Annotated in this window: 24 protein-coding genes and 2 pseudogenes; 13 read left to right on the top strand and 13 right to left on the bottom strand. The window is 74.4% G+C overall.

Features of this window, described 5'->3' with window-relative positions; genetic code table 11:
- Positions 1–38: 38 nt before the first annotated feature.
- Positions 39–245 (bottom strand): dehydrogenase, encoded by a 207-nt coding sequence (locus ABT026_RS21330; protein ID WP_351116388.1) that lies wholly within the window; start codon positions 243–245, stop codon positions 39–41.
- Positions 246–412: 167 nt separating this feature from the next.
- On the opposite strand from ABT026_RS21330, the gene ABT026_RS21325 reads away from it, so the two are divergent.
- Positions 413–2071, top strand: a complete 1659-nt coding sequence (locus ABT026_RS21325; protein WP_351116386.1) for an alpha/beta hydrolase — start codon at positions 413–415, stop codon at positions 2069–2071.
- Positions 2072–2120: 49 nt separating this feature from the next.
- On the top strand, positions 2121–2669 hold the full coding sequence (locus ABT026_RS21320; RefSeq protein ID WP_351116385.1) for a hypothetical protein: 549 nt from the start codon (positions 2121–2123) through the stop codon (positions 2667–2669).
- Between the two features lie 69 nt (positions 2670–2738).
- Here ABT026_RS21320 and hemQ read toward each other — a convergent pair whose 3' ends face one another.
- Complete coding sequence (gene hemQ / locus ABT026_RS21315; RefSeq protein WP_351116384.1) at positions 2739–3458, bottom strand: hydrogen peroxide-dependent heme synthase; 720 nt, start codon at positions 3456–3458, stop codon at positions 2739–2741.
- Between the two features lie 10 nt (positions 3459–3468).
- The gene (gene hemG / locus ABT026_RS21310) at positions 3469–4902 is read right to left on the bottom strand and encodes a protoporphyrinogen oxidase (protein ID WP_351116382.1); all 1434 of its coding nucleotides are present in this window, start codon (positions 4900–4902) and stop codon (positions 3469–3471) included.
- Between the two features lie 191 nt (positions 4903–5093).
- On the opposite strand from hemG, the gene ABT026_RS21305 reads away from it, so the two are divergent.
- The 3 genes and pseudogenes from ABT026_RS21305 to ABT026_RS21295 all read left to right on the top strand — a co-directional run bounded on the left by ABT026_RS21305 (position 5094) and on the right by ABT026_RS21295 (position 8476).
- Positions 5094–6158, top strand: coding sequence for a DUF4349 domain-containing protein (locus tag ABT026_RS21305; protein WP_351116380.1), 1065 nt, complete (start codon positions 5094–5096; stop codon positions 6156–6158).
- A 71-nt stretch (positions 6159–6229) separates the two neighbouring features.
- Positions 6230–7627, top strand: coding sequence for an FAD-dependent oxidoreductase (locus ABT026_RS21300; protein ID WP_351116378.1), 1398 nt, complete (start codon positions 6230–6232; stop codon positions 7625–7627).
- A gap of 29 nt (positions 7628–7656) precedes the next feature.
- Positions 7657–8476 (top strand): annotated as a pseudogene (locus tag ABT026_RS21295) (rhomboid family intramembrane serine protease).
- A 112-nt stretch (positions 8477–8588) separates the two neighbouring features.
- On the opposite strand, the gene ABT026_RS21290 reads toward ABT026_RS21295, so the two are convergent.
- The 5 genes from ABT026_RS21290 to ABT026_RS21270 form a co-directional block, all read right to left on the bottom strand.
- Complete coding sequence (locus ABT026_RS21290; protein WP_351116377.1) at positions 8589–9350, bottom strand: ABC transporter ATP-binding protein; 762 nt, start codon at positions 9348–9350, stop codon at positions 8589–8591.
- Positions 9337–10395, bottom strand: coding sequence for a taurine ABC transporter substrate-binding protein (locus tag ABT026_RS21285; RefSeq protein ID WP_351116376.1), 1059 nt, complete (start codon positions 10393–10395; stop codon positions 9337–9339). Before ABT026_RS21285 ends, ABT026_RS21290 begins: the two co-directional genes overlap by 14 nt.
- 92 nt (positions 10396–10487) lie before the next feature.
- Entirely contained in the window at positions 10488–11342 is an 855-nt protein-coding gene (locus ABT026_RS21280) for an ABC transporter permease (RefSeq protein WP_351116374.1), read from the bottom strand.
- Complete coding sequence (locus ABT026_RS21275) at positions 11339–12448, bottom strand: LLM class flavin-dependent oxidoreductase (protein WP_351116372.1); 1110 nt, start codon at positions 12446–12448, stop codon at positions 11339–11341. Before ABT026_RS21275 ends, ABT026_RS21280 begins: the two co-directional genes overlap by 4 nt.
- A 164-nt stretch (positions 12449–12612) precedes the next feature.
- Complete coding sequence (locus ABT026_RS21270; RefSeq protein ID WP_351116371.1) at positions 12613–12711, bottom strand: putative leader peptide; 99 nt, start codon at positions 12709–12711, stop codon at positions 12613–12615.
- 136 nt (positions 12712–12847) lie between these two features.
- Here ABT026_RS21270 and ABT026_RS21265 point away from each other — a divergent pair.
- The 5 genes and pseudogenes from ABT026_RS21265 to ABT026_RS21245 all read left to right on the top strand — a co-directional run bounded on the left by ABT026_RS21265 (position 12848) and on the right by ABT026_RS21245 (position 15460).
- Positions 12848–13305: pseudogene (locus ABT026_RS21265) on the top strand (RrF2 family transcriptional regulator).
- Positions 13306–13447: 142 nt separating this feature from the next.
- The gene (locus ABT026_RS21260) at positions 13448–13549 is read left to right on the top strand and encodes a putative leader peptide (RefSeq protein WP_351116369.1); all 102 of its coding nucleotides are present in this window, start codon (positions 13448–13450) and stop codon (positions 13547–13549) included.
- 230 nt (positions 13550–13779) lie between these two features.
- Positions 13780–14886 (top strand): ABC transporter substrate-binding protein, encoded by a 1107-nt coding sequence (locus tag ABT026_RS21255; RefSeq protein ID WP_351116367.1) that lies wholly within the window; start codon positions 13780–13782, stop codon positions 14884–14886.
- Between the two features lie 160 nt (positions 14887–15046).
- Entirely contained in the window at positions 15047–15280 is a 234-nt protein-coding gene (locus ABT026_RS21250; protein ID WP_351116366.1) for a hypothetical protein, read from the top strand.
- A gap of 42 nt (positions 15281–15322) precedes the next feature.
- Complete coding sequence (locus ABT026_RS21245; RefSeq protein WP_351116365.1) at positions 15323–15460, top strand: hypothetical protein; 138 nt, start codon at positions 15323–15325, stop codon at positions 15458–15460.
- Here the strand turns inward: ABT026_RS21245 and ABT026_RS21240 are convergent.
- Positions 15435–16118: a response regulator gene (locus tag ABT026_RS21240; protein ID WP_351116363.1), complete on the bottom strand. Its 684-nt coding sequence runs from the start codon at positions 16116–16118 to the stop codon at positions 15435–15437. The two genes, ABT026_RS21245 and ABT026_RS21240, sit on opposite strands and share 26 nt — an antisense overlap.
- Positions 16115–17299 (bottom strand): sensor histidine kinase, encoded by a 1185-nt coding sequence (locus ABT026_RS21235; RefSeq protein ID WP_502968023.1) that lies wholly within the window; start codon positions 17297–17299, stop codon positions 16115–16117. The genes ABT026_RS21240 and ABT026_RS21235 overlap by 4 nt, the downstream gene beginning before the upstream one ends.
- A 183-nt stretch (positions 17300–17482) precedes the next feature.
- Here ABT026_RS21235 and ABT026_RS21230 point away from each other — a divergent pair, with 183 nt between their 5' ends.
- From ABT026_RS21230 to ABT026_RS21220, 3 genes are all read left to right on the top strand, one after another.
- A complete protein-coding gene (locus tag ABT026_RS21230; protein ID WP_351116362.1) occupies positions 17483–17851 on the top strand; it encodes a DUF6223 family protein in 369 nt (122 codons plus the stop codon).
- A 147-nt stretch (positions 17852–17998) separates the two neighbouring features.
- A complete protein-coding gene (locus tag ABT026_RS21225; protein WP_351116360.1) occupies positions 17999–18832 on the top strand; it encodes a YhjD/YihY/BrkB family envelope integrity protein in 834 nt (277 codons plus the stop codon).
- A gap of 78 nt (positions 18833–18910) precedes the next feature.
- Positions 18911–19411: a DUF2165 domain-containing protein gene (locus tag ABT026_RS21220; protein WP_351116359.1), complete on the top strand. Its 501-nt coding sequence runs from the start codon at positions 18911–18913 to the stop codon at positions 19409–19411.
- Positions 19412–19479: 68 nt separating this feature from the next.
- On the opposite strand, the gene ABT026_RS21215 is transcribed toward ABT026_RS21220, so the two are convergent.
- The 3 genes from ABT026_RS21215 to ABT026_RS21205 all read right to left on the bottom strand — a co-directional run bounded on the left by ABT026_RS21215 (position 19480) and on the right by ABT026_RS21205 (position 21875).
- The gene (locus ABT026_RS21215) at positions 19480–20466 is read right to left on the bottom strand and encodes an NADPH:quinone reductase (RefSeq protein ID WP_351116357.1); all 987 of its coding nucleotides are present in this window, start codon (positions 20464–20466) and stop codon (positions 19480–19482) included.
- A 79-nt stretch (positions 20467–20545) separates the two neighbouring features.
- Positions 20546–21142, bottom strand: a complete 597-nt coding sequence (locus tag ABT026_RS21210; RefSeq protein WP_351116356.1) for an MBL fold metallo-hydrolase — start codon at positions 21140–21142, stop codon at positions 20546–20548.
- 40 nt (positions 21143–21182) lie between these two features.
- Positions 21183–21875 carry a Type 1 glutamine amidotransferase-like domain-containing protein gene (locus ABT026_RS21205; protein ID WP_351116354.1) on the bottom strand — a complete coding sequence of 231 codons (693 nt, stop codon included), beginning with the start codon at positions 21873–21875 and terminating at the stop codon, positions 21183–21185.
- Positions 21876–22007: the final 132 nt, after the last annotated feature.

Raw genomic sequence — 22007 nt, 5'->3', positions numbered from 1 at the left:
CCGGCGGCGCGGGCACGCGGCCCCGTTCCACTTCCACGTCAGGCCCCGAAGCGGGGGTAGGGGCAGGTCTCCAGCTGGTCGCCCGGGCGATCGCTCCACTTCCACCACAGGTGACGGTCCGCGCACTGCCACACGCCTCGGCAGACGCGCTTCCCGTCCTCCTCCCGCCGCGCGAGGACCATCGCGGTACAGGTCATCGGCCCGCCGCAGGTCGGGCACACGGGTTCCGCACGGTTCGCTTCCACGGCTCGACCGTAGTGGCCCCGCCCGGACGTCCGCCCGGACAGGCCCCCTCGGCGGCGGGGCGGCCACGTCCGAGGCCGCCGTGCGGGCCCCGGCGCGGCGGGCTTGCCCCGGCGGGGTCGCGGGCGAAACATCCCTGGAGGAACCGTTTCGCCCGAAGGGACACCTCATGCGCCGCATCGTCCTGTTCGCCGTCGTCTCGGCGCTGGCCTCGCTGGGCGTCGCCGCCGCTCCGCCTCCGCCGCCGGACCCGGACTCCGCCCGACCGCCCGGCGGGGCCGCCTCCCCGCGCCTCGCGGCAGCGGAACGCGGGGTGGCCGAGGCCGCCGCGCGGGCCGCGAAGGAGGGCATCCGCTGGGGCCGGTGCACCGGGCAGGACGCGATGCCGGGCAGAGCCGAGTGCGGGACGGTCACCGTGCCGCTGGACTACGCCCGTCCCGCGGGCCCCGCCGTCCGCCTCACCGTCAGCCGCACCCTCGCGACCGGTGGCGGCGCCGGTTCGCGTCCCGTCCCCCGCCAGGGCGCCCTGGTGTTCCACCCCGGCGGGCCCGGTGTCTCCGGCATGTCCTTCCCCGCCGTCTCGCTGATGCCCGAGTGGTGGGAGCTCGCCGCGGCCTACGACCTGGTCGGCTACGCCCCGCGCGGCGTGGGCCGGTCGGGACCCCTGTACTGCGTCGATCCCGCGAAGGCCCCGGACGGTCCGCGCCGGTCCCCCGCGCACCCGTCCGCGGGATTCACGAAGGAGCGCCGCGCCGAGGCGGCCGAGTACGCCGCGTCCTGCGCGCTCCGCGGGGGTTCCGCGCTGCGCCACCACACCTCGCTCGACAACGCCCGCGACCTCGAAGTCCTGCGGGCCGCGCTGGGCGAGCGCCGGCTGACCTTCCTGGGCGTCGCGTACGGCGGCTACCTCGGCGCCCTCTACGCCGACCTGTTCCCGCACCGGGTCCGCCGGATGGTCCTGGACTCCCCGCTCGACCCGGACCCGGCGCGCCTGGGCTACCGGGCGAGCCTCGACCGGTCCGCGGCCGTGGAGACGCGCTGGGCGGACTTCCGCGCCTGGGTGGCGCGGCACGACGCCGTCTACGGCCTCGGCTCCGACGCCGGGGCCGTGGAACGCGCCTACGAGCGCGTGGCCGCCCGGCTGGCGAAGGAGCCGGCCGGCGGGACGGTCGGTCCGGGGCAGTTGCACCGGGCCATGGTCACCGCGGCACACTTCGACGACTTCTGGCCGCACCGCGCGCGGGCCCTCGCCGACCACGCCCGCGGCGACGCACGGCAGTTGCTCGCCCAGGCGGGCCCGCCCCCGGACGCCGGCGCCCGGGCCGACCGGGCGGCCGCGGCGGAGAACACGAGGGCGGTGCGTACGGCGGTGGAGTGCAACGACGCGCCGTGGCCCGCCGACTGGAAGGTCTGGGATGCCGACGCCACCCGCCTGGCCCGCACCGCCCCCTTCGCGACCTGGGACCACGTCTGGTCCCACCTTCCCTGCGCCTACTGGAAGGGGCCGGCAGGGCGCCCACGGGACGTACGCACCGCCCCCGGCGAACTGCCGCCGGTGCTGGTGCTGGCCGCGGAGCGGGACGCGGCGGCCCCGTACCGGGGTGCGCGGGAGCTGAGGGACCGCCTGGCCGGGGCGGTGCTGGTGACCGAACGGAGAGCCGGTTCGCACGGCCTGGCGGGCGGCGGCAACCCCTGCGTGCAGGACCGGCTGCTCGACTACCTGCTGCGCGGACGCCTGCCCGCGGGCGGCCGCGCCGACTGCGCACCGCACCCGGCGCCCCGGCCGCGCCCGTCCTCCCCGCCGACGGACGCTCGACCGGGGGCCTAGTGCCGGGGGCCGAGTACTGTCCTCGCACGCCGACGGCGAAGGAGACGTGGTGCTGGGACTGCTGGGCTTCTACGACGAACTGGACAGGCGCCCAGGGCAACCGAACGGGTCCGTGCACGAGGCGATCCGGGACACCGGCGAGCCGGACGAGGCGGAGCTGGTGGCCTACCTGGACGCCGGGCACGTTCTGATCGACGTCATGGAGGGTGGCCACGACGTCGTCACAGGGAGGGCGCACCGCCGCTCCGCGGGGTGCTCGTCGCCGGTCACGGACGGAACCTGGCTCTGGCGACTGGACTTCCCCCACTACGTCGAGACGCACCACGTTGTGCTCCCCGACCGTTTCCTGGAGCACGTGCGAGGCCTGCGGTACCGGATGCCGCCCCTCGTCACCGCGCGGTTCCGCCCTCTCTACGACGAGACCATGCCCGTCGTCGGCTGGGCTTCCGCGGTCCCGTGGCCGGTGACCACGGCCGTGGTCGAGCCCGAAGTACGGGACGTCATGAGCAGGAGCGAGTGGGACGCGACGGTGCTGGCCCAGGCACGGAACCGGCCGCACGGCGCCTGGACCAGGCCGCGCAAGCCGAGAAGGGGCTGACGGGCGACGGCGCCGGCGGTCGGGGGGACCGCCGGCGCCGTCGGCCGGACCACTGCTGCCGGGCAGGCCTCAGGCCAGGCTCTCCACCAGCTCGGCCACGCTCTTGCGGCGGCCGGTGTAGAAGGGGATCTCCTCGCGGACGTGCAGCCGCGCCTTGGAGGCCCGCAGGTGGCGCATCAGGTCGACGATCCGGTGCAGGTCGTTGGCCTCGAAGGCGAGCAGCCACTCGTAGTCGCCCAGCGCGAACGAGGCGACCGTGTTGGCGCGGACGTCCGCGAAGCCGCGGGCCATCTTGCCGTGCTCGGCGAGCATCGCGCGGCGCTCCTCGTCGGGGAGCACGTACCACTCGTAGGAGCGGACGAAGGGGTAGACGCAGACGTAGTCGCGGGCCTCCTCGTCGGCGAGGAAGGCCGGGATGTGCGAGCGGTTGAACTCGGCCGGACGGTGCAGGGCCATGTTCGACCAGACCGGGTCGAGCGCGCGGCCCAGCCGGGTGCGGCGGAAGAGGTTGTAGGCCTCCTGCAGCTGGTCGGCGGTCTCGGCGTGCCACCAGATCATGACGTCGGCGTCGGCACGCAGGCCGGAGAGGTCGTAGGTGCCGCGGATCGTGACGTCCTTGGCGGCGAGCTGGTCGAACAGCTCCTGGACCTCGTCGGCGTAGCCGGACCGGTCCTCGGGGAGCACGTCCTTCAGCTTGAAGACGGACCACAGCGTGTAGCGGATGACCTCGTTGAGGTCCTTCGCCTTCTTGCCGATGTTGGGGATCTTGGCGGGAGCTTCGTCACTCATGACCCTATTCTCACTCTCCGGTTCCGAGGCCGAGCACCGGGTCGGTGCTCAGTGCGTCGACGGCGGCGTAGGCGCTCGCGATGGTGGCGGGCACCCCCACCCCGTCGTAGGCGGCGCCGCACACGGCGAGGCCGGGGACGGCCGCGACGTGTTCCCGGATCCGGGCGACCCGGGTGTGGTGACCCACCGGATACTGTGGCAGGCCGTCGTCCCACCGGGTGACCGTGGTCGCGATCGGCTCGGCGGTCAGCCCGGTGGCCTCGTGCAGATCATGCCGTGAGACCTCGACGAGTTCTTGGTCCGAACGGCCCAGGATCGCGGTGTCCTGGTACCTGCCGACCGAGGTGCGCACGACCAGCACGCCGGGGTCCTCGTCGGCGATCCAGCCCCACTTGCGGGAGGCGAAGGTGGACGCCTTGATGGTGCGGCCGTCCACCGGCGGCACCAGGAAGCCGCTGCCCTCGGGCAGCTGGGCGTCGGCCTCGGCGCGGCGGAAGGCGAGAGTGATCAGCGCCATCGACGCGTACTCGACGCCGTCCAGCTCGACGGCGGCCCGGGGCGCGACCTCGCGCAGCACCGAGGCGGCGGCCGCCGCGGGGGCGGCGACCACGACCGCGTCGGCCCGCAGCGGGCGGTCCCCGGCGAGGGCGTGCCAGCCGTCGGCGTCCCGGCGCAGCCCGGTGACGGGGGCGTTCAGCAGGATCTCGCCGCCGCGCGCGCGCGCGGCGTCGGCGACCGCGAGCGGGAGCCGGCCGACGCCGCCGGCGATCCCGGCGAAGACCGGTCCGGTGTTCGGGTTGGCCGCGGTCTTCTCCTGGAGGGCGCGCACACCCTCGGTCAACGAGGTGTGGGTGCGGGCCACTTCGAACAGCTGGGGCACGGCGGCCCGCATCGAGATCTGGTAGGCGTCGCCCGCGTAGACCCCGCCGAGCAGCGGTTCGATCAGGCGGTCCACGACCTCGCGGCCCAGCCGCTCGGCCACGTACCGCCCGACGGCGACGTCCTCGCCGACCTCGGTGCGGGGCAGCTCGGCGTCCTGTCCGACGCGGCGCAGGCCCTCCTCGGAGAGCACCCCGGCAAGGGCGTCGGCGGTGCCGGGGACGCCCATCACGTGACCCTTGGGCATCGGACGCAGCGCGCCGCGGGTCCACAGGGCCGCGGTGGCGGTGGCCGGGGGCTGGAGGTCGTCGGCGAGGCCGGCCTCCCTCGCGAGCTCCACGGCTTCGGGGCGGCGGGCGAGGAGCGACTCGGCGCCGAGGTCGACGCGGACGCCGGCGATCTCGCCCGGCAGCAGCTTGCCCCCGACGCGGTCCGAGGCCTCGGCCACTGTCACCGTGGCGCCGCGCAGCAGCAGGCGGTGGGCGGCGGCCAGGCCGGCGACACCGGCTCCGACCACGAGAACGTGCGGGGAACGGCCCAAGCCGTGGTGGGTACCGGTTGCCATGGGTCCACTCTCTCAAACCGCCCGTTTCACCCGGTGTCCGGCCCCGCCCACCCGGCCTGCGGCCACGGGGCCTGCCGTTCGGAGACCGGACCGTGACCGCATCGCGACCTGCGGGGGCGAACACGGCGGGGCTCTCCGGCGTCGGAGGAGTGACAGCACAGGCCGAGCAGCATGTTCGTATCGGGGGACCCATGGTCCGCAAGTCAAGAATTTCGGCAGCGATCCTCCTCGCCGCCTCGCTCGCCCTCGCCGGATGCGCGGGGGGCGGGGGCGACGACGGCGCCATGAAGTCCGACGCCAAGTCCCAGGTCCGCGGCGCGGACGGGCCCCAGGCGGACGGGGCGGGAGCCGCGGACACCTCGGGCAAGGGCGACAACGGAAGCAAGGGCGGCGGGAGCGAGGACTCCGGCCCGGCGCTGGAGACCTCGCACATCATCCGCACCGCCCAGCTCTCGGTCCGCGTCAAGGACGTCCCCGACGCCCTGGCGGAGGTCCGGTCGGTCGCCGAGACGGCAGGCGGCTTCGTGGCTCGGGAGGAGTCCGACACGTACGCGGGGTCCGGCCGCATCGACAGCACCGAGGTCGTGCTGCGCGTCCCGTCGGAGAAGTACGACGAGGTCATGCGGGACCTCAAGGGCACGGGCCGGGTCACCTACCGCTCCTCGAAGGCCGAGGACGTCACCGACCAGGTCGTCGACGTGGAGAGCCGGGTGAAGTCGCAGCGTGCCGCCGTCGACCGGCTGCGCAAGCTGATGGACGACGCGGCCGAACTGGAGGACGTCGTCCTCCTGGAGGGCGAACTCTCCTCCCGGCAGGCCGAGCTGGACTCGCTGCTGGCCCGTCAGGCGTCGTTGAAGGACCGGACCTCGCTGGCGACCGTCACCCTGAGCCTCTTCGACAGCGACCGCGCCGAGGACGAGGACGAGGAGGACAAGGACCCCGGCGTGCTGGATGCCCTCGAGGGCGGCTGGGACGCCTTCGTCACCACCCTGTACTGGATCGTCCTGGTCGTCGGCGCGGTCCTGCCGTTCGCCGTGGTGCTGGGCGCCCTGCTGTGGCTGTGGCTGCGTCTGCGCCGCCGTGCGCGCGCCGCGGACGACCAGCAGTGGCGGGGTCTGCGCGGACGCTCCCGCACCGCTGACGACGCACCGGCCGAGACCCCCGGCGAGGCCGGTGGCGAGGCCGACGGGGCACCGGCCGAGGCCGGCGACGCCGCGGGCGGGGCCGGCGACGGGCAGCACGCCCACCGGTCCTGAGACCGGCCGGTGACCGGCTCGGGCGGTGCCCGCGCGACCCCGGTCCCGTCCACGGCGCTAGCGTGGGCCCCATGAGCAGCGGCGCGAGGCGGGACCGGGAACGACTGGTGGTCATCGGCGGCGACGCGGCGGGCATGTCCGCCGCGTCGCAGGCACGCCGGATGAAGGGCACCGAGGAGCTGGAGATCGTCGCCTTCGAGCGGGGCCACTTCTCCTCGTACTCGGCCTGCGGCATCCCCTACTGGGTGGGCGGGGCGGTCTCCGACCCCGAGGAGCTGATCGCCCGCTCGCCCGACGAGCACCGCGCACGCGGCATCGACCTGCGGATGCGCACCGAGGTCACCGAACTCGACGTCGACGGCGGCCGGGTCCGCGCCCGTGACCTGGAGAGCGGCGAGGAATCCTGGACCTCCTACGACAAGCTGGTGATCGCCACCGGCGCCACGCCGGTGCGGCCCCCGCTGCCCGGCATCGACCTGCCGGGCGTGCACGGCGTGCAGACCCTGGACGACGGCCGGGCGCTGATCGACTCCCTGGAGCGGGCCGGCGGGCGGCGCGCGGTGGTGGTGGGCGCCGGTTACATCGGCGTCGAGATGGCCGAGGCGCTGATCAACCACGGTTTCGAGGTCACGGTGGTCAACCGCGGCAAGGAGCCGATGTCCACCCTCGATCCGGACATGGGCCGCAAGGTGCACACCGCCATGGAGGGCCTGGGCATCACCATGGTGAACGAGACGGACGTCACCGCCGTCCTCGCCGGTGAGGACGGCCGCGCCCGCGCCGTGCGGGCCGGGGACCGGGAGTATCCGGCGGACGTGGTGGTGCTGGGCATCGGCGTCCGGCCGGAGACCACCCTCGCGCGGGCCGCCGGTCTCCCGCTCGGGGTGAGCGGCGGCCTCCTCACCGACCTGGGCATGCGGGTGCGCGGGCACCGGAACATCTGGGCCGGCGGGGACTGCGTGGAGGTGCTCAACCTGGTCTCCGGCCAGCAGCAGCATGTGGCCCTGGGCACGCACGCCAACAAGCACGGCCAGGTCATCGGCGCCAACGCCGGCGGCGGTTACGCCACCTTCCCGGGCGTGGTGGGCACGGCCGTCAGCAAGGTGTGCGACCTGGAGATCGCCCGCACCGGGCTGCGGGAGAAGGACGCGCTGCGCGCCGGGATGCGCTTCCACGCCGTCACGATCGAGTCGACCAGCCGGGCCGGCTACTACCCGGGCGCGTCGTCGATGACCGTGAAGATGCTGGCCGAGGTGCGTACCGGGAAGCTGCTCGGCGTGCAGATCGTGGGCCGTGAGGGCGCCGCCAAGCGGGTGGACGTGGCGGCGGTGGCGCTGACCGCCGGGATGACGGTGGAGCAGATGACGGCCCTGGACCTGGGGTACGCGCCGCCGTTCTCCCCGGTGTGGGACCCGGTGCTGGTGGCGGCCCGCAAGGCGGCCGCGGCGGTGCGGGCGCACCACGTCTGAACTGCGGGACGGCGGGCACCCCTGATCCCGTGGTGATCCCGGTGCACGACCTCAATCCGGCGCGACGCACCCCGTGGGTGCTGTACGCGCTGATCGTCGCGAACGTCGTCGTGTTCCTCCTGACGCCCGGCACCACGGGGTCGCTCACCGGGAACGTGCCGCTGGCGGAACTCTGCCGTCTGGAGGCGTTCCTGGACCGGTTCGCGGCCGTCCCCCAGGAGCTGATCCACCACCGGCTGCCCCGTCTGGTGCCGACGGGTGAGACCGGCGTCGGCCCGGGGGGCGCGGGCTGTGTGGTGCGGCCTCCGGGGTACGAGAAGTCGCCGGAGCTCAGCGTGCTGTCCGCGATGTTCCTGCGGCGGCTGGCTGCACCTGCTGGGGAACATGCTGTTCCTGTGGATCTTCGGCGACAACGTCGAGGACCGCATGGGCCACTGGCGGTTCGCCCTGTTCTACCTGGTCTGCGGCTACGCGGCGGCCTACGCCTACTCCCTGCTCAACGCGGCCTCCGCCACCCCGCTGATCGGCGCCTCCGGGGCGGTGGCCGGGGTCCTCGGCGCCTATCTGGTGCTCTATCCCCGCGCCCGGGTCTGGGTCCTGGTGCCCTTCCTCGTCTTCCTCCCGCTCCGCCTGCCCGCCTGGATCGTCCTGGGCGCGTGGTTCGCCCTGCAGGCCGTCTACTCCTCCGGCGGCGGCGGCGTCGCGGGCGCCGGCACCGTCGCCTACCTCGCCCATGTGGCGGGCTTCCTGGCCGGCATGCTGCTGGCCCTGCCGCTGCGGCCCGGCACCACCCAGCCGCCGGAACCGCCGCGGATCGCCTTCGGGCGGCAGGCCCGGCGGACCTGGTGACCATCGCGGTCGCGGTTCCCTGCCGTGCCCACTGCCTCCGGAACCGTGACCGCCACGCCCGGCCCCACGCCCGGCCACGGGGCGGGCGCCCCTCGGCCGGGTGTGGATCGGGTCAGGCGGCGGTCGCGGCGCGGGTGACGGCGGCCAGTTCGGCGCGCAGGGCGGCGAAGCGGGGGTCGCCGCGCAGGGCGGCCGCGTCCGTGGTGGTCCCGCGCGGGAGCGGCACCGTCATCTCGTCCACGATCCGCCCCGGCCCGGCCGCCATCACCAGGACCCGCGAGCCGAGCAGCACCGCCTCCTCCGCGGAGTGCGTCACGAACAGGACGGTCGTGCCGGTGCTCGCGGCCAGGGTCCGCAGTTCCTCCTGAAGCCGCTCCCGGGTGAACGCGTCCAGGGCGGCGAACGGCTCGTCCATCAGCAGGATCTGCGGCTCGGTGGCCAGCGCGCGGGCGATCGCGACACGCTGCTGCTGGCCGCCGGACAGTTCCCACGTGCGCCGCCCCGCCATGCCGGCCAGCCCGACGAGCGACAACAGCTCCGCCACCCTGGCGGCCCGTCCGGCGCGGGCGACCCCCTTGCGGGCGAGCGCGAAGGAGAGGTTGCCGCCCACCGTGCGCCAGGGGAAGAGGCGTGGCGTCTGGAAGACCACGCCGGTCGCGCGACGGACCTCCACCGTGCCCGCCGCGGGCCGCTCCAGGCCCGCGACCAGCCGCAGCAGCGTGGTCTTGCCGCACCCGGACGGGCCGACCAGCACCACGAACTCCCCCGGCCGCACGGTGAGGGAGGCGTCGGCGACGGCGGTGACCGGACTCCTCGGGGTGCCGTAGCGGACGGTGACCTCGCGCAGGCGGATGTCGGGCTCAGCCGGTGACACGGGCCAGCTCCTCCACCGCGAGGGCCTTCTCGAAGACGGAGCGGGCGGGGACCGCGTCGACGGCCTTCTGCGCCTTGAGGAACCGGGCGGCGTCGTGGAGGCTGCCGGCCAGTGCGCCCGGGGCCCCGGGCGCACCGAGGTGGTCGGCTCCCGCCTGCTCCTCGGCGGTGAGCAGCATCAGCTGGCCGAGCTGCTCCTTCGCCTCCTCCGCGCTCAGGCCGAGCTCGGCGCCGATGGCGGCGGCCGCCTCGTCGGGGCTCTTCCTGGCGAGCTCGACTGCCTGGTTCTCCGCCGCGAGCCAGGCGTCCACGACGTCGGGGTGCTGTTCGGCGAAGGCGGTGGTGACGACGCCCAGGTCGGCGGTGGGCCTGCCCTGCTCGGCGATCTCGCGGCTGGTGACGAGGACGGTGCCGTCCTTCGCGAGTTCGGAGAGGGTGGGCGTCCACACGTAGGCGGCGTCGATGTCGCCGCGCTGCCAGGCGGCGAGGGCGTCCTGCGGCTGGAGGTCGACCAGCTTCACGTCGGACTGCTCCAGTCCGGCCTCCTCCAGCGCGGCCAGCAGGGAGTAGTGGGTGGTCGATCCGAAGGGGGCGGCCACCTTCCTGCCCTTGAGTTCCTCGACGGACCCGATGCCCTTCCTGGCGACGAGGGCCTCGTTGTCACCGATCACGTCGTGGATCCAGACGACCTTGTACGGAATGTTCAGCGGCTTCGACAGGCCCTTGGCGACGGCGCTGGATCCGGCCAGGCCGAGGTCCACGGATCCGGCGATCACCGCGGTGTTGACGTCGGCGCCGGAGTCGAACTTCACCCATTTCACGTCGGCGTCCGGGAGCGCCTTCTCCAGCAGCTTCCGGTTCTTCACCACGAGGTCGGCGTTGGGTATCGCCTGGTAGGCGATGCGCACCTGGGTCCTTCCGGCGCTCCCGGCGCCGTCGCCGTCGTCGGCGCCCGTTCCGCAGGCGGTCGCGGCGAGAGCGGTCAGCACCGTGGCGGAGGCGAGGAGGAGGGTGCGGCGGGCGGTGCGGCGGGCGAACGGGGCCATGACGGTTCCTTCGTGCGAGGCGGCGCGGAAAGGCGCCGCGGGGCGGGACTCGGGGGTGGGGCGGGAGGCGGGCGGTGGCCCGGGGCGGGCGCTCACCGGCGGCCTCGCCAGGGGACCGTCAGCCGCTCCAGTCCGCGGAAGGCGGCGTCCAGGACGATTCCGGAGAGACCGATGGCGATGATCCCGGCGATGACGACATCCGTCTGGTTGTAGCGCTGGGCGTCGCGGATCATGCCGCCGATGCCGGGCACGCCGTTGACGGTCTCGGCGGCGACGACCGAGGTGTAGGCGACGCCGAGGGCGATCCGCACGCCGGTGAGGATCTCGGGAAGCGCGGCCGGCAGCCGCACCGACAGCAGCAGCGTCACCGGGCCCGAGCCGAGGGTCCGGGCCGCCTCGACCAGGTCGCCCGGCACGCCGCGCACCGCCGCCGCGGTCGCCGCCGCGATCGGCGGCAGCGCGGCGACGACGAGCAGCCAGATCTTCGGGGACTCGTCGATGCCGAACCAGATGACCAGCAGCGAGAGGTAGGCCAGCGGCGGCAGCGTCCGCAGGAACGTGACCGCCGGCTCCAGCACCACGGCGACCGGCTTGACCACGCCGATCAGCAGGCCGAGCGGGATGCCGACGAGGGCCGCGTACCCGGTGCCGACGCCGATCCGGCGCAGCGACACCGCCAGGTGCTCGGCGAGCAGGTGTCCGCTGTGGCCGCGGACGCCGTCGTGGACGGTCGACGCCTCCACGAAGGCGCTCCACACCTCGGCCGGGGAGGGCACGAGGACGCGCGGCCACAGCCCCGCCACGACGACCGCCTGCCAGGCGGCGAGGAGGACCGCGAGGGCGACCAGCCGCAGGGCGGTCCAGCGCAGGACCGCGGGGCGACGCCGCCGCGCGGGCGGCTCGTCGGCGGGCGGCGCCACCGGCAGGGTCTCCTCGACGAGGGTCATCGGGCGGCCTCGGTGAGGGCGCGGAGCCGGGGGGCGACCTCTTCGCCGACCCGGAGGGCCTCCTCCAGGTGGGGGTAGCCGGAGAGGACGAACTCGTCGACGCCCAGTTCGCGGTACTCGAAGAGGCGCCGGGCCACCTCGTCGTGCGAGCCGACCAGGGCGGTGCCCGCGCCCTCGCGGACCAGTCCGATGCCCGCCCACAGGTTGGGCGCGACGGTCAGGTTCTCGGCCGTGCCGCCGTGCAGGGCCGTCATGCGGGCCTGGCCGGTGGAGTCCATGCGGGCGAAGCGTTCCTGGGTGGCGCGGATCGCCTCGGGGTCCAGGCGGCCGAGGATGCGGTCGGCCTCCGCCCAGGCCTCGGCGGCGGTGTCGCGGGTGATCACGTGCAGCCGCAGCCCGAACCGCACGGTCCGGCCGGCGGCGGCCGCCTTGCCGCGGAGCCGCTCGACGCGCTCGGCGACGGCAGCCGGGGGCTCGCCCCACAGCAGTTGGACGTCGGCCTGGCGGGCGGCGACGTCCTCGGCGGCCGGGGACGCGCCGCCGAAGTAGAGGGGCACCGGGGCGGCGAGGGTGGGGTTCTCCAGCCGGGCTCCGCTCACCCGCACGTGCTCGCCCTGGTGGTCGACCGGCTTGCCGGCCAGCAACTCGCGTATGACGTGCATGAGTTCGCCGGTGCGGGCGTAGCGCTCGTCCTTGGGCAGGTGGTCGCCGTACGCCCGCTGCTCGGCCGGGTCGCCGCCGGTGACCACGTTCAGCGCGATCCGGTCCCCGAACAACCGGCGGAAGGTGTCGGCCTGTTGGGCGAGCAGGGTGGGGCCGGTCAGGCCGGCCCGGAAGGCGACGAGGAAGCCGATCCGTTCGGTGACCGCGGCGACGGCCGGCGTCAGCACCCAGGGGTCCACGCAGCCCAGGCCGACCGGGGTGAGCAGCTTGTCGAAGCCGGCCCGCTCCGCGGCCCTGGCCACCTGGGCCAGGTACCCCAGGTCGGCGGGGCGGCGGGTGGCGGTCCGGGAGCGGGCCTGGACGGCGGTGACGCCGCCGGGATCACGGCCGTCGCCGCCGGTCGGCAGGAACCAGTGCAGGACGGGGGCAGGGCGCACGGGCATGGCGAAGCACCTCTGTGAGGGAAGGGGTGAGCGCGACGCCGGGCGGGCGCCGCACGGGGAGGAGGTGGCGCGCGAGGGCGCGCCGTCACCGCGGGACGGCGGAACGGGAAAGGGCGCCGGCCGGGCGTGGAGAACGCCTCAGCGCGGCATTGTCGTGCGCGCGGTCAGCTGCGGACGGCGCGGCACGGGAGGTCGGCCCGACACAGCATCCCGGCGACACGCAGAAGGTCCACGTGGCGGCGGGTGACGAGGAAGGGGGCCATGGGCGCATTGTGTATCCACCGGTGACGCGCATCAAGAGCGTGTCCGCCATCCGGAATCCGATCTCACACGCCGGACGCCCCGCCTGGTCCGCCACCCCCTCGCCCGGCGGGCCCGCACGCCACGGACAATGGACCCATGCGCATCTCTGCCAGGGCGGACTACGCGGTACGGGCCGCACTGCAGCTCGCCGCCTCGCGGGACGACGGCCCGGTGACGGCCGAGGCCATCGCCGAGGCCCAGGACATCCCGCACAAGTTCCTCGAGGGCATCCTCAACGACATGCGCCGGGGCGGCCTGGTGACGAGCCGGCGGGGCGGCAACGGCGGCTACCGCCTCGCCGCCCCGCTGATTCCGTCAGCGTCGCCGACGTCATCCGCGTCGTGGACGGCCCCCTGGTCTCGGTGCGGGGGGTGCGCCCGCCGGACCTCGCCTACACCGGCCCAGCCGCCTCCCTGCTCCCGCTGTGGATCGCCCTGCGGGCCAACGTGCGCGAGATCCTGGACGGCGTGTCGCTCGCCGACCTCGCGGCGTCACAACTGCCGCAGCAGGTAACGGAGTTGGCCGACCGTCCGGACGCCTGGACGAACCCCTGACCGGACCGGCACGTTCCGCCTGATCCCATCATCCGAGAAGCCGCTGTCCGGGATCTGAAACACATCTTGGTCCCCGGCCGGGTTTCTGCCACGATCCCCAGCATTCAGGTAGGAAAGACCAGGAAACGAAGTGAGGGGTGTCATGCGTCCGTTCGACCGCGCCACCCTGTCGTCCCTCCTCCTGACCTCGCGCCGGCACGTCGACCTCGGCCGCACCTCGAGCGCCATCTGTCGCTCCGTCTGAGCCGACCGCCCCGTTCCGCCCGCCCCGGCGGTCCGGCCCGCGGGACGGCGGCGCCCCATGCCGCGCACCGGGCGTCCGCACCACCCGTGCATCTTCCTCCGTCCTCCGGCGCCTGACGGTCCTTCGGCCGTCGACGGGCCCCGGTGGACGGAACAACGGCGTACCCACCGGGTTCCGCCATGCCTTCCCGCGTTCCACGCGTTCCAGCCCTTCCTCGAGAGGACACCTCCGTGTCTGCCGTCAGACCGCTCAGCGCCCTGCGCACCCTCGCCGCCCTCACCGCTCTCCCCCTCCTGCTCACCGCCTGCGGCTACGGTTCCGACGCCGCCGACGACAGCAAGGAGACCAAGGTCTCGGCGGACGCGAAGAAGCTCTCCGCCGACGAGGTGAAGATCGGCTACTTCCCGAACCTCACCCACGCGACGGCCCTGGTGGGCGTCCAGGAGGGCCTGCTCCAGAAGGAGCTCGGCGGCACCACGATCAAGGCGTCCACCTTCAACGCCGGCCCGTCGGAGATCGAGGCGCTCAACGCCGGGTCGATCGACATCGGCTGGATCGGCCCCTCCCCGTCCATCAACGGCTACACCAAGTCGGCCGGCAAGAGCCTGCGCGTCATCAGCGGGTCCGCCTCCGGCGGCGTGAAGCTGGTCGTCAACCCGGACAAGATCAAGACCCTGGACGACGTCAAGGGCAAGAAGATCGCCACGCCTCAGCTCGGCAACACCCAGGACGTCGCGTTCCTCAACTGGGTCGCGGAGAAGGGGTGGAAGGTCGACGCGGAGAGCGGCAAGGGCGACGTCTCCGTCTTCCGCACCGACAACAAGATCACCCCGGACGCCTACAAGTCCGGTTCCATCGACGGCGCCTGGGTGCCCGAGCCGACCGCCTCCAAGCTGGTCGCCGAGGGCGGCAAGGTGCTGCTCGACGAGTCGGACCTGTGGCCGGACAAGCAGTTCGTCATCACCAACATCATCGTGTCGCAGAAGTTCCTCGACGAGCACCCCGACGTCGTCGAGGCGGTGCTGCGCGGCTCGGTGAAGACCAACGCGTGGATCAACGCCAACCCGGACGAGGCCAAGGCCTCCGCCAACGCGGCGCTGAAGGAGCTGACGGGCAAGGACCTGCCGGCCGAAGTCCTGGACCCGGCCTGGAAGTCCGTCACCTTCCTCGACGACCCGCTGGCCGCCACGCTCGACGCGCAGGCGCAGCACGCGGTGAAGGCCGGCCTGCTGGAGAAGCCGAGCCTGAAGGGCATCTACGACCTCGCCCCGCTGAACAAGGTTCTCAAGGCCGAGGGCAAGGACGCGGTCGACGACGCCGGTCTCGGCGTCCGGTAGGCCGGCATCCGGCCCCCTCGGGCCGGACCCCAGGAGGCGGTGGCCGAGCGGCCACCGCCTCCGCGGCGTTCCGGGACGGGACGGGGCGGGGCGGCATTCGACCCCGACTCGGGGGTACCCGCCACCTCGTGACGCGCCCACCGGTCAGGAGGCAGGAGCCATGCACATCGTTCCGGACGGCGGGGATTCCCTCCAGGGCGGGAACGCGGGTCCCGAGTCCGTCATCACCGTCTCCCTGTGGATGAGCGTCTGCGCCTCCGCGGTGCTGACCGTGCTGGGAGTGATCGTGGCCTTCGTCGAACCGGCGGTCGGGGTGACCCTCGGTGTCACGGGGGTCCTCTTCGCGGTCGGCACGTTCCTGGCCCTGCGGGGCCGAAGGCACTCCGACGCCTAGCGGCACACCTGAACTTGCGTTCGACGACAAGGAGTTGACGCGGTGACACGTCTCGACGAAGGGACCGTGCCCCTGGCCGCGCTCTGGTTTCCCCACGGTGCGGCCGGAGTCGTGCTGCTGGTGATCGCCTTCGCGGCGATCGTCGCGGGCGTCTTCATGGGGCGGAGGGGCGGACGGTAGTCCCGCCCACCGTGACCAGGCCGGACTCGTAGGCCAGCACGACGAGTTGGGCGCGGTCGCGGACGTCGAGCTTGGTCATGGCGCGGTTGACGTGTGTCTTGGCGGTCAGCGGGCTGATCACCATGCGGGCGGCGATCTCGTCGTTGGAGAGGCCGCGCGCGACGAGGGTGACGGCTTCGCGTTCACGGGCGGTCAGCCGGTCCAGCACGGCGGCCGGGGCGGCGGGGGGCGGCTGGGCGAGGTGGCGGTCGATCAGCCGCCGGGTCAGGGCCGGCGCGAGCAGCGCCTCGCCCCGCGCGGCCACGCGCACCGAGTGCACCAGGTCGTCGGGGAGGATGTCCTTGACCAGGAACCCGGCGGCCCCGGCCCGCAGCGCGTCCAGGACGTACTCGTCCATGCCGTAGTTGCTGAGGACGACGACGTGCACCCCGGCCAGTGCCGGGTCGGCGGCGACGCGGCGGGTGGTCGCGATGCCGTCGAGGACCGGCATCCGGATGTCGACCAGCATCACGTCGGGCAGGTGCCGCGCGGCGAGGGCGAGGCCCTCCTCGCCGTCGCCGGCCTCGGCGACCACCTCGATGTCCGTCTCCAGGCTCAGCAGGGCGCGGAATCCGCTGCGGATCAGCGGCTGGTCGTCGACGAGCAGGACACGGATCACGACGCCGGCTCCACGGGAAGTTCGGCGTGGACCGTGAAGCCGCCCCCGTCGCGCGGCCGGGCGTCGAGCCGGCCGCCGAGCGCGGTGACGCGTTCACGCATGCCGAGCAGCCCCAGCCCCGAGGCGGGGACCGCGGGCGGGGCGGCCGTGCCGTCGTCGTCGATCCGGACGGTCAGCCGGTCCGCCCCGTGACGGACGCTGACGTCGGCCGTGGTCGCGCCGACAGCGTGGCGGGCGGTGTTGGTGAGCGCCTCCTGGACGATCCGGTAGGCGGTCCGGGCCACCGCGGCCGGCACGTCCCGCCGCTCCCCCTCGACCCGCAGGGTCGCCCCGACACCGGCCGACCGGGCCCGTTCCACCAGGTCGGGGAGGTGTTCCAGGCCGTGGGGCGGGGCGGTGTCGTCGTCCCGCAGCGCCTCCAGGGTGGCCCGCAGCTCCCGGCTCGCCTCCCGCGCGGCCTCCTGGATCGCCGACAGCGCGGGCGGCACCTCCTCGCCCCGCCGCCGGGCCACGTGGACGGCGACCTCTGCCTGGAGCTTGACGATCGATATCTGGTGGGTGAGCGCGTCGTGCAGTTCCCGTGCGATGTGCAGCCGTTCCTCGTCCGCGCGGCGCCGGGCGGTCTCCTCCCGGGTCCGCTCGGCCTCGTCCGCACGCCGCTCCGCCTGACGCACGGCCTCCCCTGCGGCGAAGGCGGCGACGAGCCACGCCAGTTCGAGGACGTGCCGTGGCCGGGCGAGGACCTCGGCGACGGGCTGTCCGTCGCGCAGCAGCAGGGCGCAGACGTGCAGCGCGGCCAGCAGGACCGCCGAGACCGCCAGGGCGAAAGGACGCCGGCCGGCCCGCACCGCCCCGTACACGGCGACCAGGTAGGGCACGGCCAGCACCTCGGCGCCGGCCGCCTGGTATCCCAGCGCGCACAGCGCGGTGACGACCAGGACAGCCAGGGGCGCGCGGCGCCGGGCGGCGAGCGCGAGGCCACAGGAGCCGAGGAGCACCAGGGCGGGCACGCCGAGGCGTCCGTCGCCTCCGGACAGCGTGCCTTCGGACAGGCCGCCCTCGGACAGGGCGCCCTCGGACAGGCCGCCGACGATCAGCAGGGCCGCCGCGCCGAGGGCGGTCATCGCGTCCACGGCGGCCGGCGGGACGCGCAGCCGCCCCTTCTCCACGCACAGGGCCATGCCCGCACCCTAGTGACCTCCCGGGCGGTGCGGATCCGGCTCACGGACGAGGGCCGGCTACCGCGTCCGCGGTACCCGCGGGCCGGGCTGCGGCCCGCGGAGCAGGTCGTGATGTCCGCGTCCGGGGGACGCCCCGAGCACCGGTCCGGCGACATGCTCAGGGCCGGACGAAAGGGGAACGACATGGTGAACGGCACGGACGCGGCACAGCTCTGGTCGGCGGCGCCCGCGGGCGGGGCCATCGGCGACGGGCGGACCGGGGCGAACCTGGCGCTGCTGGCGGCGGCGGTGGGCCTGGTCCTGGGCTGGTGGGCGCTGCGCACGGCGGCCCGGGGGGAGGCCGCCCGGGCGCGGAGCCTCACCGTTGCGGCGGTCGTGGCGGGGGTCACGGGCGTGGCGCTCGGGGTGCTGCACGTGGCGACGGCCGCCGACGGCCCGGGCACCGGCAACGGTTTCGCCGGGGGGATCGTGGCGGTCCTCCTGGGGTCGGCCGCCGTCGCCGTGGGCCTGCGCGCCCGCTCCCGCGCCGCCCTGACCGCGCGGGAGGGGTGAGCGTCCCGCGGCGGGGCCCCTCGCCGACGGAACCGGCCGCCGGTGACGCACGGCGCCACGCCGCGCGGGCGGCCCGGGGGACGCGACCGGTCCCCCGGCTGCCCCGGCGGGTTTGTCCCGCGGCGGCTCGTCACGGAAGGTCGGGGTATGAGGCGACGAACGGCCAGGGCCACCCGGGGGCAGCCGGGGCTGCTGCTCCGGGCGTGGCGGCGGCTCGCGGCGTACGCCCTGATCCGCCAGGCCCGCGACCTGGAGCTGATGCACCGCGCGCTCGGGTTCGCGACCCTCGCCCTCGTCACCCTCGCCCCGCTGCTGATCGTCATCGCCGCCGCCGACCCCTTGGGCCGCGGCGGCTTCGCCTCCTGGCTGGCCGACGGCATGGGGCTGCCGGACCGGTCGGCGCGCGTCCTGACGGACATCTTCAGCCCACCCCCGAAGGTCGTCGGCTCCACCAGCGTGCTCGGCGGCATCACGCTGGCCCTCTTCGGCGTGGCCTTCGGCGGCAGCGTGCAGAACGGCTACGAGCGGATCTGGGGTCTGCCCGCGGGGCCCTGGCACCGCGTGTGGCGGCAAGGGGTGTGGCTGATCGCGCTGACCGCCTACCTGTACCAGGAGGTCCTCACCCGGGAACTCCCCGGTGGGGTGCGGATCGCCATCAGCTCCGCGCTGGGCACCCTGTTCTTCTGGTGGGGCCAGCACTTCCTCCTCGGCGGCCAGATCGTCTGGCGCCGCCTGTTCCCCGGCGCCCTGTGCACGATGATCGGCCTGATCGGCCTGCGCGGGTTCTCGTACTACGTGTTCACGCCGCTGATCGTCACCAACGCGATCAGCTACGGAGCCGTCGGCATCGTCCTGGTGGTGGAGTCCTGGCTGATCGGCGTGGGCTTCGTCGTCCACGGCGGCGCGCTGTTCGGCCACTGGCTGCTGCACCACCACGGCCCCGAGCGCCCACGCGGGTCCCGGTGGACGCGGATCCGGTGACCCCGCCGGGGTCCCGCCCGCCGCACGATGACGCGATATGCACGGGCGGCCCCGTCCCCGGGTGGGCAGGGAACGGGCATGGCATCCACCTCACGCGCCCTGACGACCGCCGCGGCCCTGCTGACCGGGACCGTCGCCCTCTACATGACCCTGGTGGCCGTCGGGAACATCACCGACTTCGGCACCAACCAGGCCTTCGTGCGCCACGTCCTCGCCATGGACACCACCTTCGAGGACCCCGACCTGATGTGGCGGGCCGTCACCGACACCCGGCTCCAGGACGCCGCGTACGTGCTGGTCATCGCCTGGGAGAGCGTCACCGCGCTGGTGCTGCTGCTCGGCGCCTGGCGGTGGCTGCGGCGGGACGGCCGCGCGCGGGCCCGGCGGGTCAGCACGTACGGGCTGCTCATGACGATGCTGCTGTTCGGCGCCGGCTTCATCGGCGTCGGCGGCGAGTGGTTCGCCATGTGGCAGTCGGAGCAGTGGAACGGCCTGGAGGCCGCCACCCGGGTCTTCCTGATGAGCGGCGTCGTGCTGATCGTCGTGAACCTTCCGCACGGGGAACCGGCCGAGGAGTGAGCCGCACCGGACGGCGGGCGGCGCCGCGCGGGCGGCGCCGCGCGGGCACCGCCCCGTCGACGCCCGCGTCAGTCCGCCGAGGCGCTCACCCGCAGCACCAGCCGGCCCCGTACCTCGCCCCGCTCCAGTCTGCGGTGCGCCTCGGCCGTCGCGGTGAGCGGCAGCACCACGACGGCCCGGGGACGCAGGAGGTCCTCCGTCAGCATCCGGTTGACGCAGGCGGCCGCCTCGGCGAGCTCGTCGGTCCGCGCGTAGGAGAGGGCGAAACCGGTCACCGATGCGCCGCGCAGGTAGAGCGGCCCGACCGGCAGCACCGGCCGGGTCCCGAGCCCGGCCATGACCACCACCCGTCCCCGTGGCGCGAGGAGCGCCACCGCCGCCTCGAGGTCGTTGTGGCCGGAGGTGTCGAGGTGCAGGTCGACCCCGTCGGGCGCGGCGGCGCGGATCAGGGCGGGCAGGTCGGGGTCGTGGCGGTCGACCACGTGCCGGGCCCCGAGGGCACGGCAGTAAGCGGCGTCGCGGTCCGAGGCGACGGCCACCACCCGAGCCCCGGCCTGCGCGGCCATGACGACGGCGGCGCCGCCCACGTTCCCGGCGGCGCCGAGGACGCAGACCGTCTCCCCGGCCCGCAGACGCCCGTGGGTGAACAGTGCGAGGTAGGCCGTCGCCGCCGGATGGGCCAGGGCCACGGCGTCCACCGCGTCGGCGCCCTCGGGCAGGCGGTAGAGGCGGTCGGCGGCCACCACGGCCTGCTCCGCCGCGGCCCCCTGGCGCCCGCCGTGCCCCAGGCTGTTGCACCACACCCGGTCCCCCGGCCGGAACCCGGGCGCGCCGGGCCCGGCCTCCGCGACGGTGCCGACCAGGTCACGCCCGATCACGAACGGGAAGGGCACCGGCGTCCGCCACGCCCCGGAGCGCACGAACGTGTCGACCGGGTCGACCGCGGTCGCCCCGACGTCGACCAGGACGTCGCAGGGTCCCGGCCGGGGCGGCGGCAGCTCCCCGACCCGGATGACGTCGGGCGGACCCAGCTCTTCGATGTACGCGGCCTGCATGAGGCCGAGTGTGACCTGCCGGGCGCGCGGCGCGGGGGCGGCGGACCGTCACGGGCGGCGTGTCCCACCGCCCGGCCCATCAGGCGGACTCGCCGGGCCTCAGGTAGCGGTAGACGTCACCGGTCTCCTCGGCGAGCCAGCCGTTCGCGCCGGCGAGGCCCCGCTCGTTGATCTGGGCGTCGTGGATCGCGAAGGCCCGCCGTGGCGCGACCGCCTTGACGAAGTCGATCGCCTCGGAGGTCCGCAGCCAGGACCCGTGCAGGGGCACCAGCAGCGTGTCGACCGGCTCCTGCGGCACGTGCAGCGAGTCGCCGGGGTGGTAGAGCTCCTGGTCGACGACGTACCCGAGGTTCGCGCAGTCCGGCCGGTCCCCGTAGATGAACGCGTGCCGTCCCCCGACCGCCCTGACGCGGAACCCCGCGGCGGTGAACTCCTCCCCCGCGGACACCGGGACCGTCTCCAGGCCGGGGAGGTCCGCGGCGGCGGGCGCGTACACCGGCACCCCGAGCCCGGCCAGGCGCAGGACGTCGACGTGGTCGGCGTGCTCGTGGGTCACCAGCACGGCGTCCGCCCCGCTCAGCGCGGACGGTTCGCTCCACACCCCGGGGTCGACGACCAGGGTCCGCCCCTCGTGCTCCAACCGGACACAGGCATGGGTGTACTTGACGATCCTCATGACGCCCCGACGTACGGCCCGGGCGCGTCCCCCGACAGCGTCACCCCCACGCCGCACGCCGGCCCGGAAAGTGCCTCCAGTGCCCGTCGGAGACGACCTCGACGGTGTCACCGGTCACCTTGAGGGCGGTGTCGTCGTCGATCGCGTACGCCGGGCCCGCAAGGCCGACTGCCCACTTCTCCGCCTCGGCCATGGTGTTCTCCGGCAGGTTCACGTGGTCCAGGTGCGGAAAGATCGAGAAGTCGAGGACGCCCAGTGTGCTGTTGTCACCGGTGGGTGGCTGCCAGTTGTAGGACTCGACGAAGTCCCGCCCGATGTCGGGGGTCAGCACCATGCTCCCGGCGCTCGCTCCGACGTAGACCGTCTCGTGCAGGGACGGCATGAGGTCCGCCAGCCCGGACCGCCGCATCCAGTGACACAGGTACAGGGCGTCGCCGCCTCCCACCAGCAGGGCGTCGGTCTCCCCCAGCAGGGGGACCCAGTTCTCCTCGCCGATGCTCGGAAGTGCGGTGAGCTCCAGCACTCCGAGCGACTTCCACCCCAACTCGCACAGGGTCATGACGGATCGCCCCGTGATCAGGCGGTACGCGCTACCAGGACCGCCGGCCATGGCGTAGGCCGCGGTGGGGACGCAGAGGGCGGAGGCCTCGGAGATCGGCTTGCCGAGCAGGTCGACCAGCGCGTTCTCGACGCTCGGGCTCTTGATGCCGGCGGACGTGAGCAGAAGTTTCAAGGCTCCTCCAGGTTCGGGTGCGACGGTGCTCCGACGGACAGACCCCGGACCCTCCCGAAACTCATCGCCGCCCCAGGTGCACCTCCGCGGGCCGGCCGCCCGTTCGTCCTGACCGGCCGACACACCCCCTAC

The sequence above is a fragment of the Streptomyces sp. NPDC002734 genome (assembly GCF_040295685.1).
Lineage (GTDB): Bacteria > Actinomycetota > Actinomycetes > Streptomycetales > Streptomycetaceae > Streptomyces.
Note: the sequence above shows the minus strand (reverse complement) of the source record. Positions and strands in the feature narration are given on the sequence as shown.

What these genes read in the sequence shown, in the direction of transcription:
- ABT026_RS21325 (WP_351116386.1), top strand. Translation starts at nt 413, where the DNA reads ATGCGCCGCATCGTCCTGTTCGCCGTCGTCTCGGCGCTGGCCTCGCTG.
- ABT026_RS21260 (WP_351116369.1), top strand. Translation starts at nt 13,448, where the DNA reads ATGCGTCCGTTCGACCGCGCCACCCTGTCGTCCCTCCTCCTGACCTCG.
- ABT026_RS21215 (WP_351116357.1), bottom strand. Translation starts at nt 20,466, where the DNA reads ATGCAGGCCGCGTACATCGAAGAGCTGGGTCCGCCCGACGTCATCCGG.
- ABT026_RS21275 (WP_351116372.1), bottom strand. Translation starts at nt 12,448, where the DNA reads ATGCCCGTGCGCCCTGCCCCCGTCCTGCACTGGTTCCTGCCGACCGGC.
- ABT026_RS21230 (WP_351116362.1), top strand. Translation starts at nt 17,483, where the DNA reads ATGGTGAACGGCACGGACGCGGCACAGCTCTGGTCGGCGGCGCCCGCG.
- ABT026_RS21285 (WP_351116376.1), bottom strand. Translation starts at nt 10,395, where the DNA reads ATGGCCCCGTTCGCCCGCCGCACCGCCCGCCGCACCCTCCTCCTCGCC.
- ABT026_RS21250 (WP_351116366.1), top strand. Translation starts at nt 15,047, where the DNA reads ATGCACATCGTTCCGGACGGCGGGGATTCCCTCCAGGGCGGGAACGCG.
- ABT026_RS21235 (WP_502968023.1), bottom strand. Translation starts at nt 17,299, where the DNA reads ATGGCCCTGTGCGTGGAGAAGGGGCGGCTGCGCGTCCCGCCGGCCGCC.
- ABT026_RS21305 (WP_351116380.1), top strand. Translation starts at nt 5,094, where the DNA reads ATGGTCCGCAAGTCAAGAATTTCGGCAGCGATCCTCCTCGCCGCCTCG.
- ABT026_RS21270 (WP_351116371.1), bottom strand. Translation starts at nt 12,711, where the DNA reads ATGGCCCCCTTCCTCGTCACCCGCCGCCACGTGGACCTTCTGCGTGTC.
- ABT026_RS21225 (WP_351116360.1), top strand. Translation starts at nt 17,999, where the DNA reads ATGAGGCGACGAACGGCCAGGGCCACCCGGGGGCAGCCGGGGCTGCTG.
- hemG (WP_351116382.1), bottom strand. Translation starts at nt 4,902, where the DNA reads ATGGCAACCGGTACCCACCACGGCTTGGGCCGTTCCCCGCACGTTCTC.
- hemQ (WP_351116384.1), bottom strand. Translation starts at nt 3,458, where the DNA reads ATGAGTGACGAAGCTCCCGCCAAGATCCCCAACATCGGCAAGAAGGCG.
- ABT026_RS21300 (WP_351116378.1), top strand. Translation starts at nt 6,230, where the DNA reads ATGAGCAGCGGCGCGAGGCGGGACCGGGAACGACTGGTGGTCATCGGC.
- ABT026_RS21280 (WP_351116374.1), bottom strand. Translation starts at nt 11,342, where the DNA reads ATGACCCTCGTCGAGGAGACCCTGCCGGTGGCGCCGCCCGCCGACGAG.
- ABT026_RS21220 (WP_351116359.1), top strand. Translation starts at nt 18,911, where the DNA reads ATGGCATCCACCTCACGCGCCCTGACGACCGCCGCGGCCCTGCTGACC.
- ABT026_RS21210 (WP_351116356.1), bottom strand. Translation starts at nt 21,142, where the DNA reads ATGAGGATCGTCAAGTACACCCATGCCTGTGTCCGGTTGGAGCACGAG.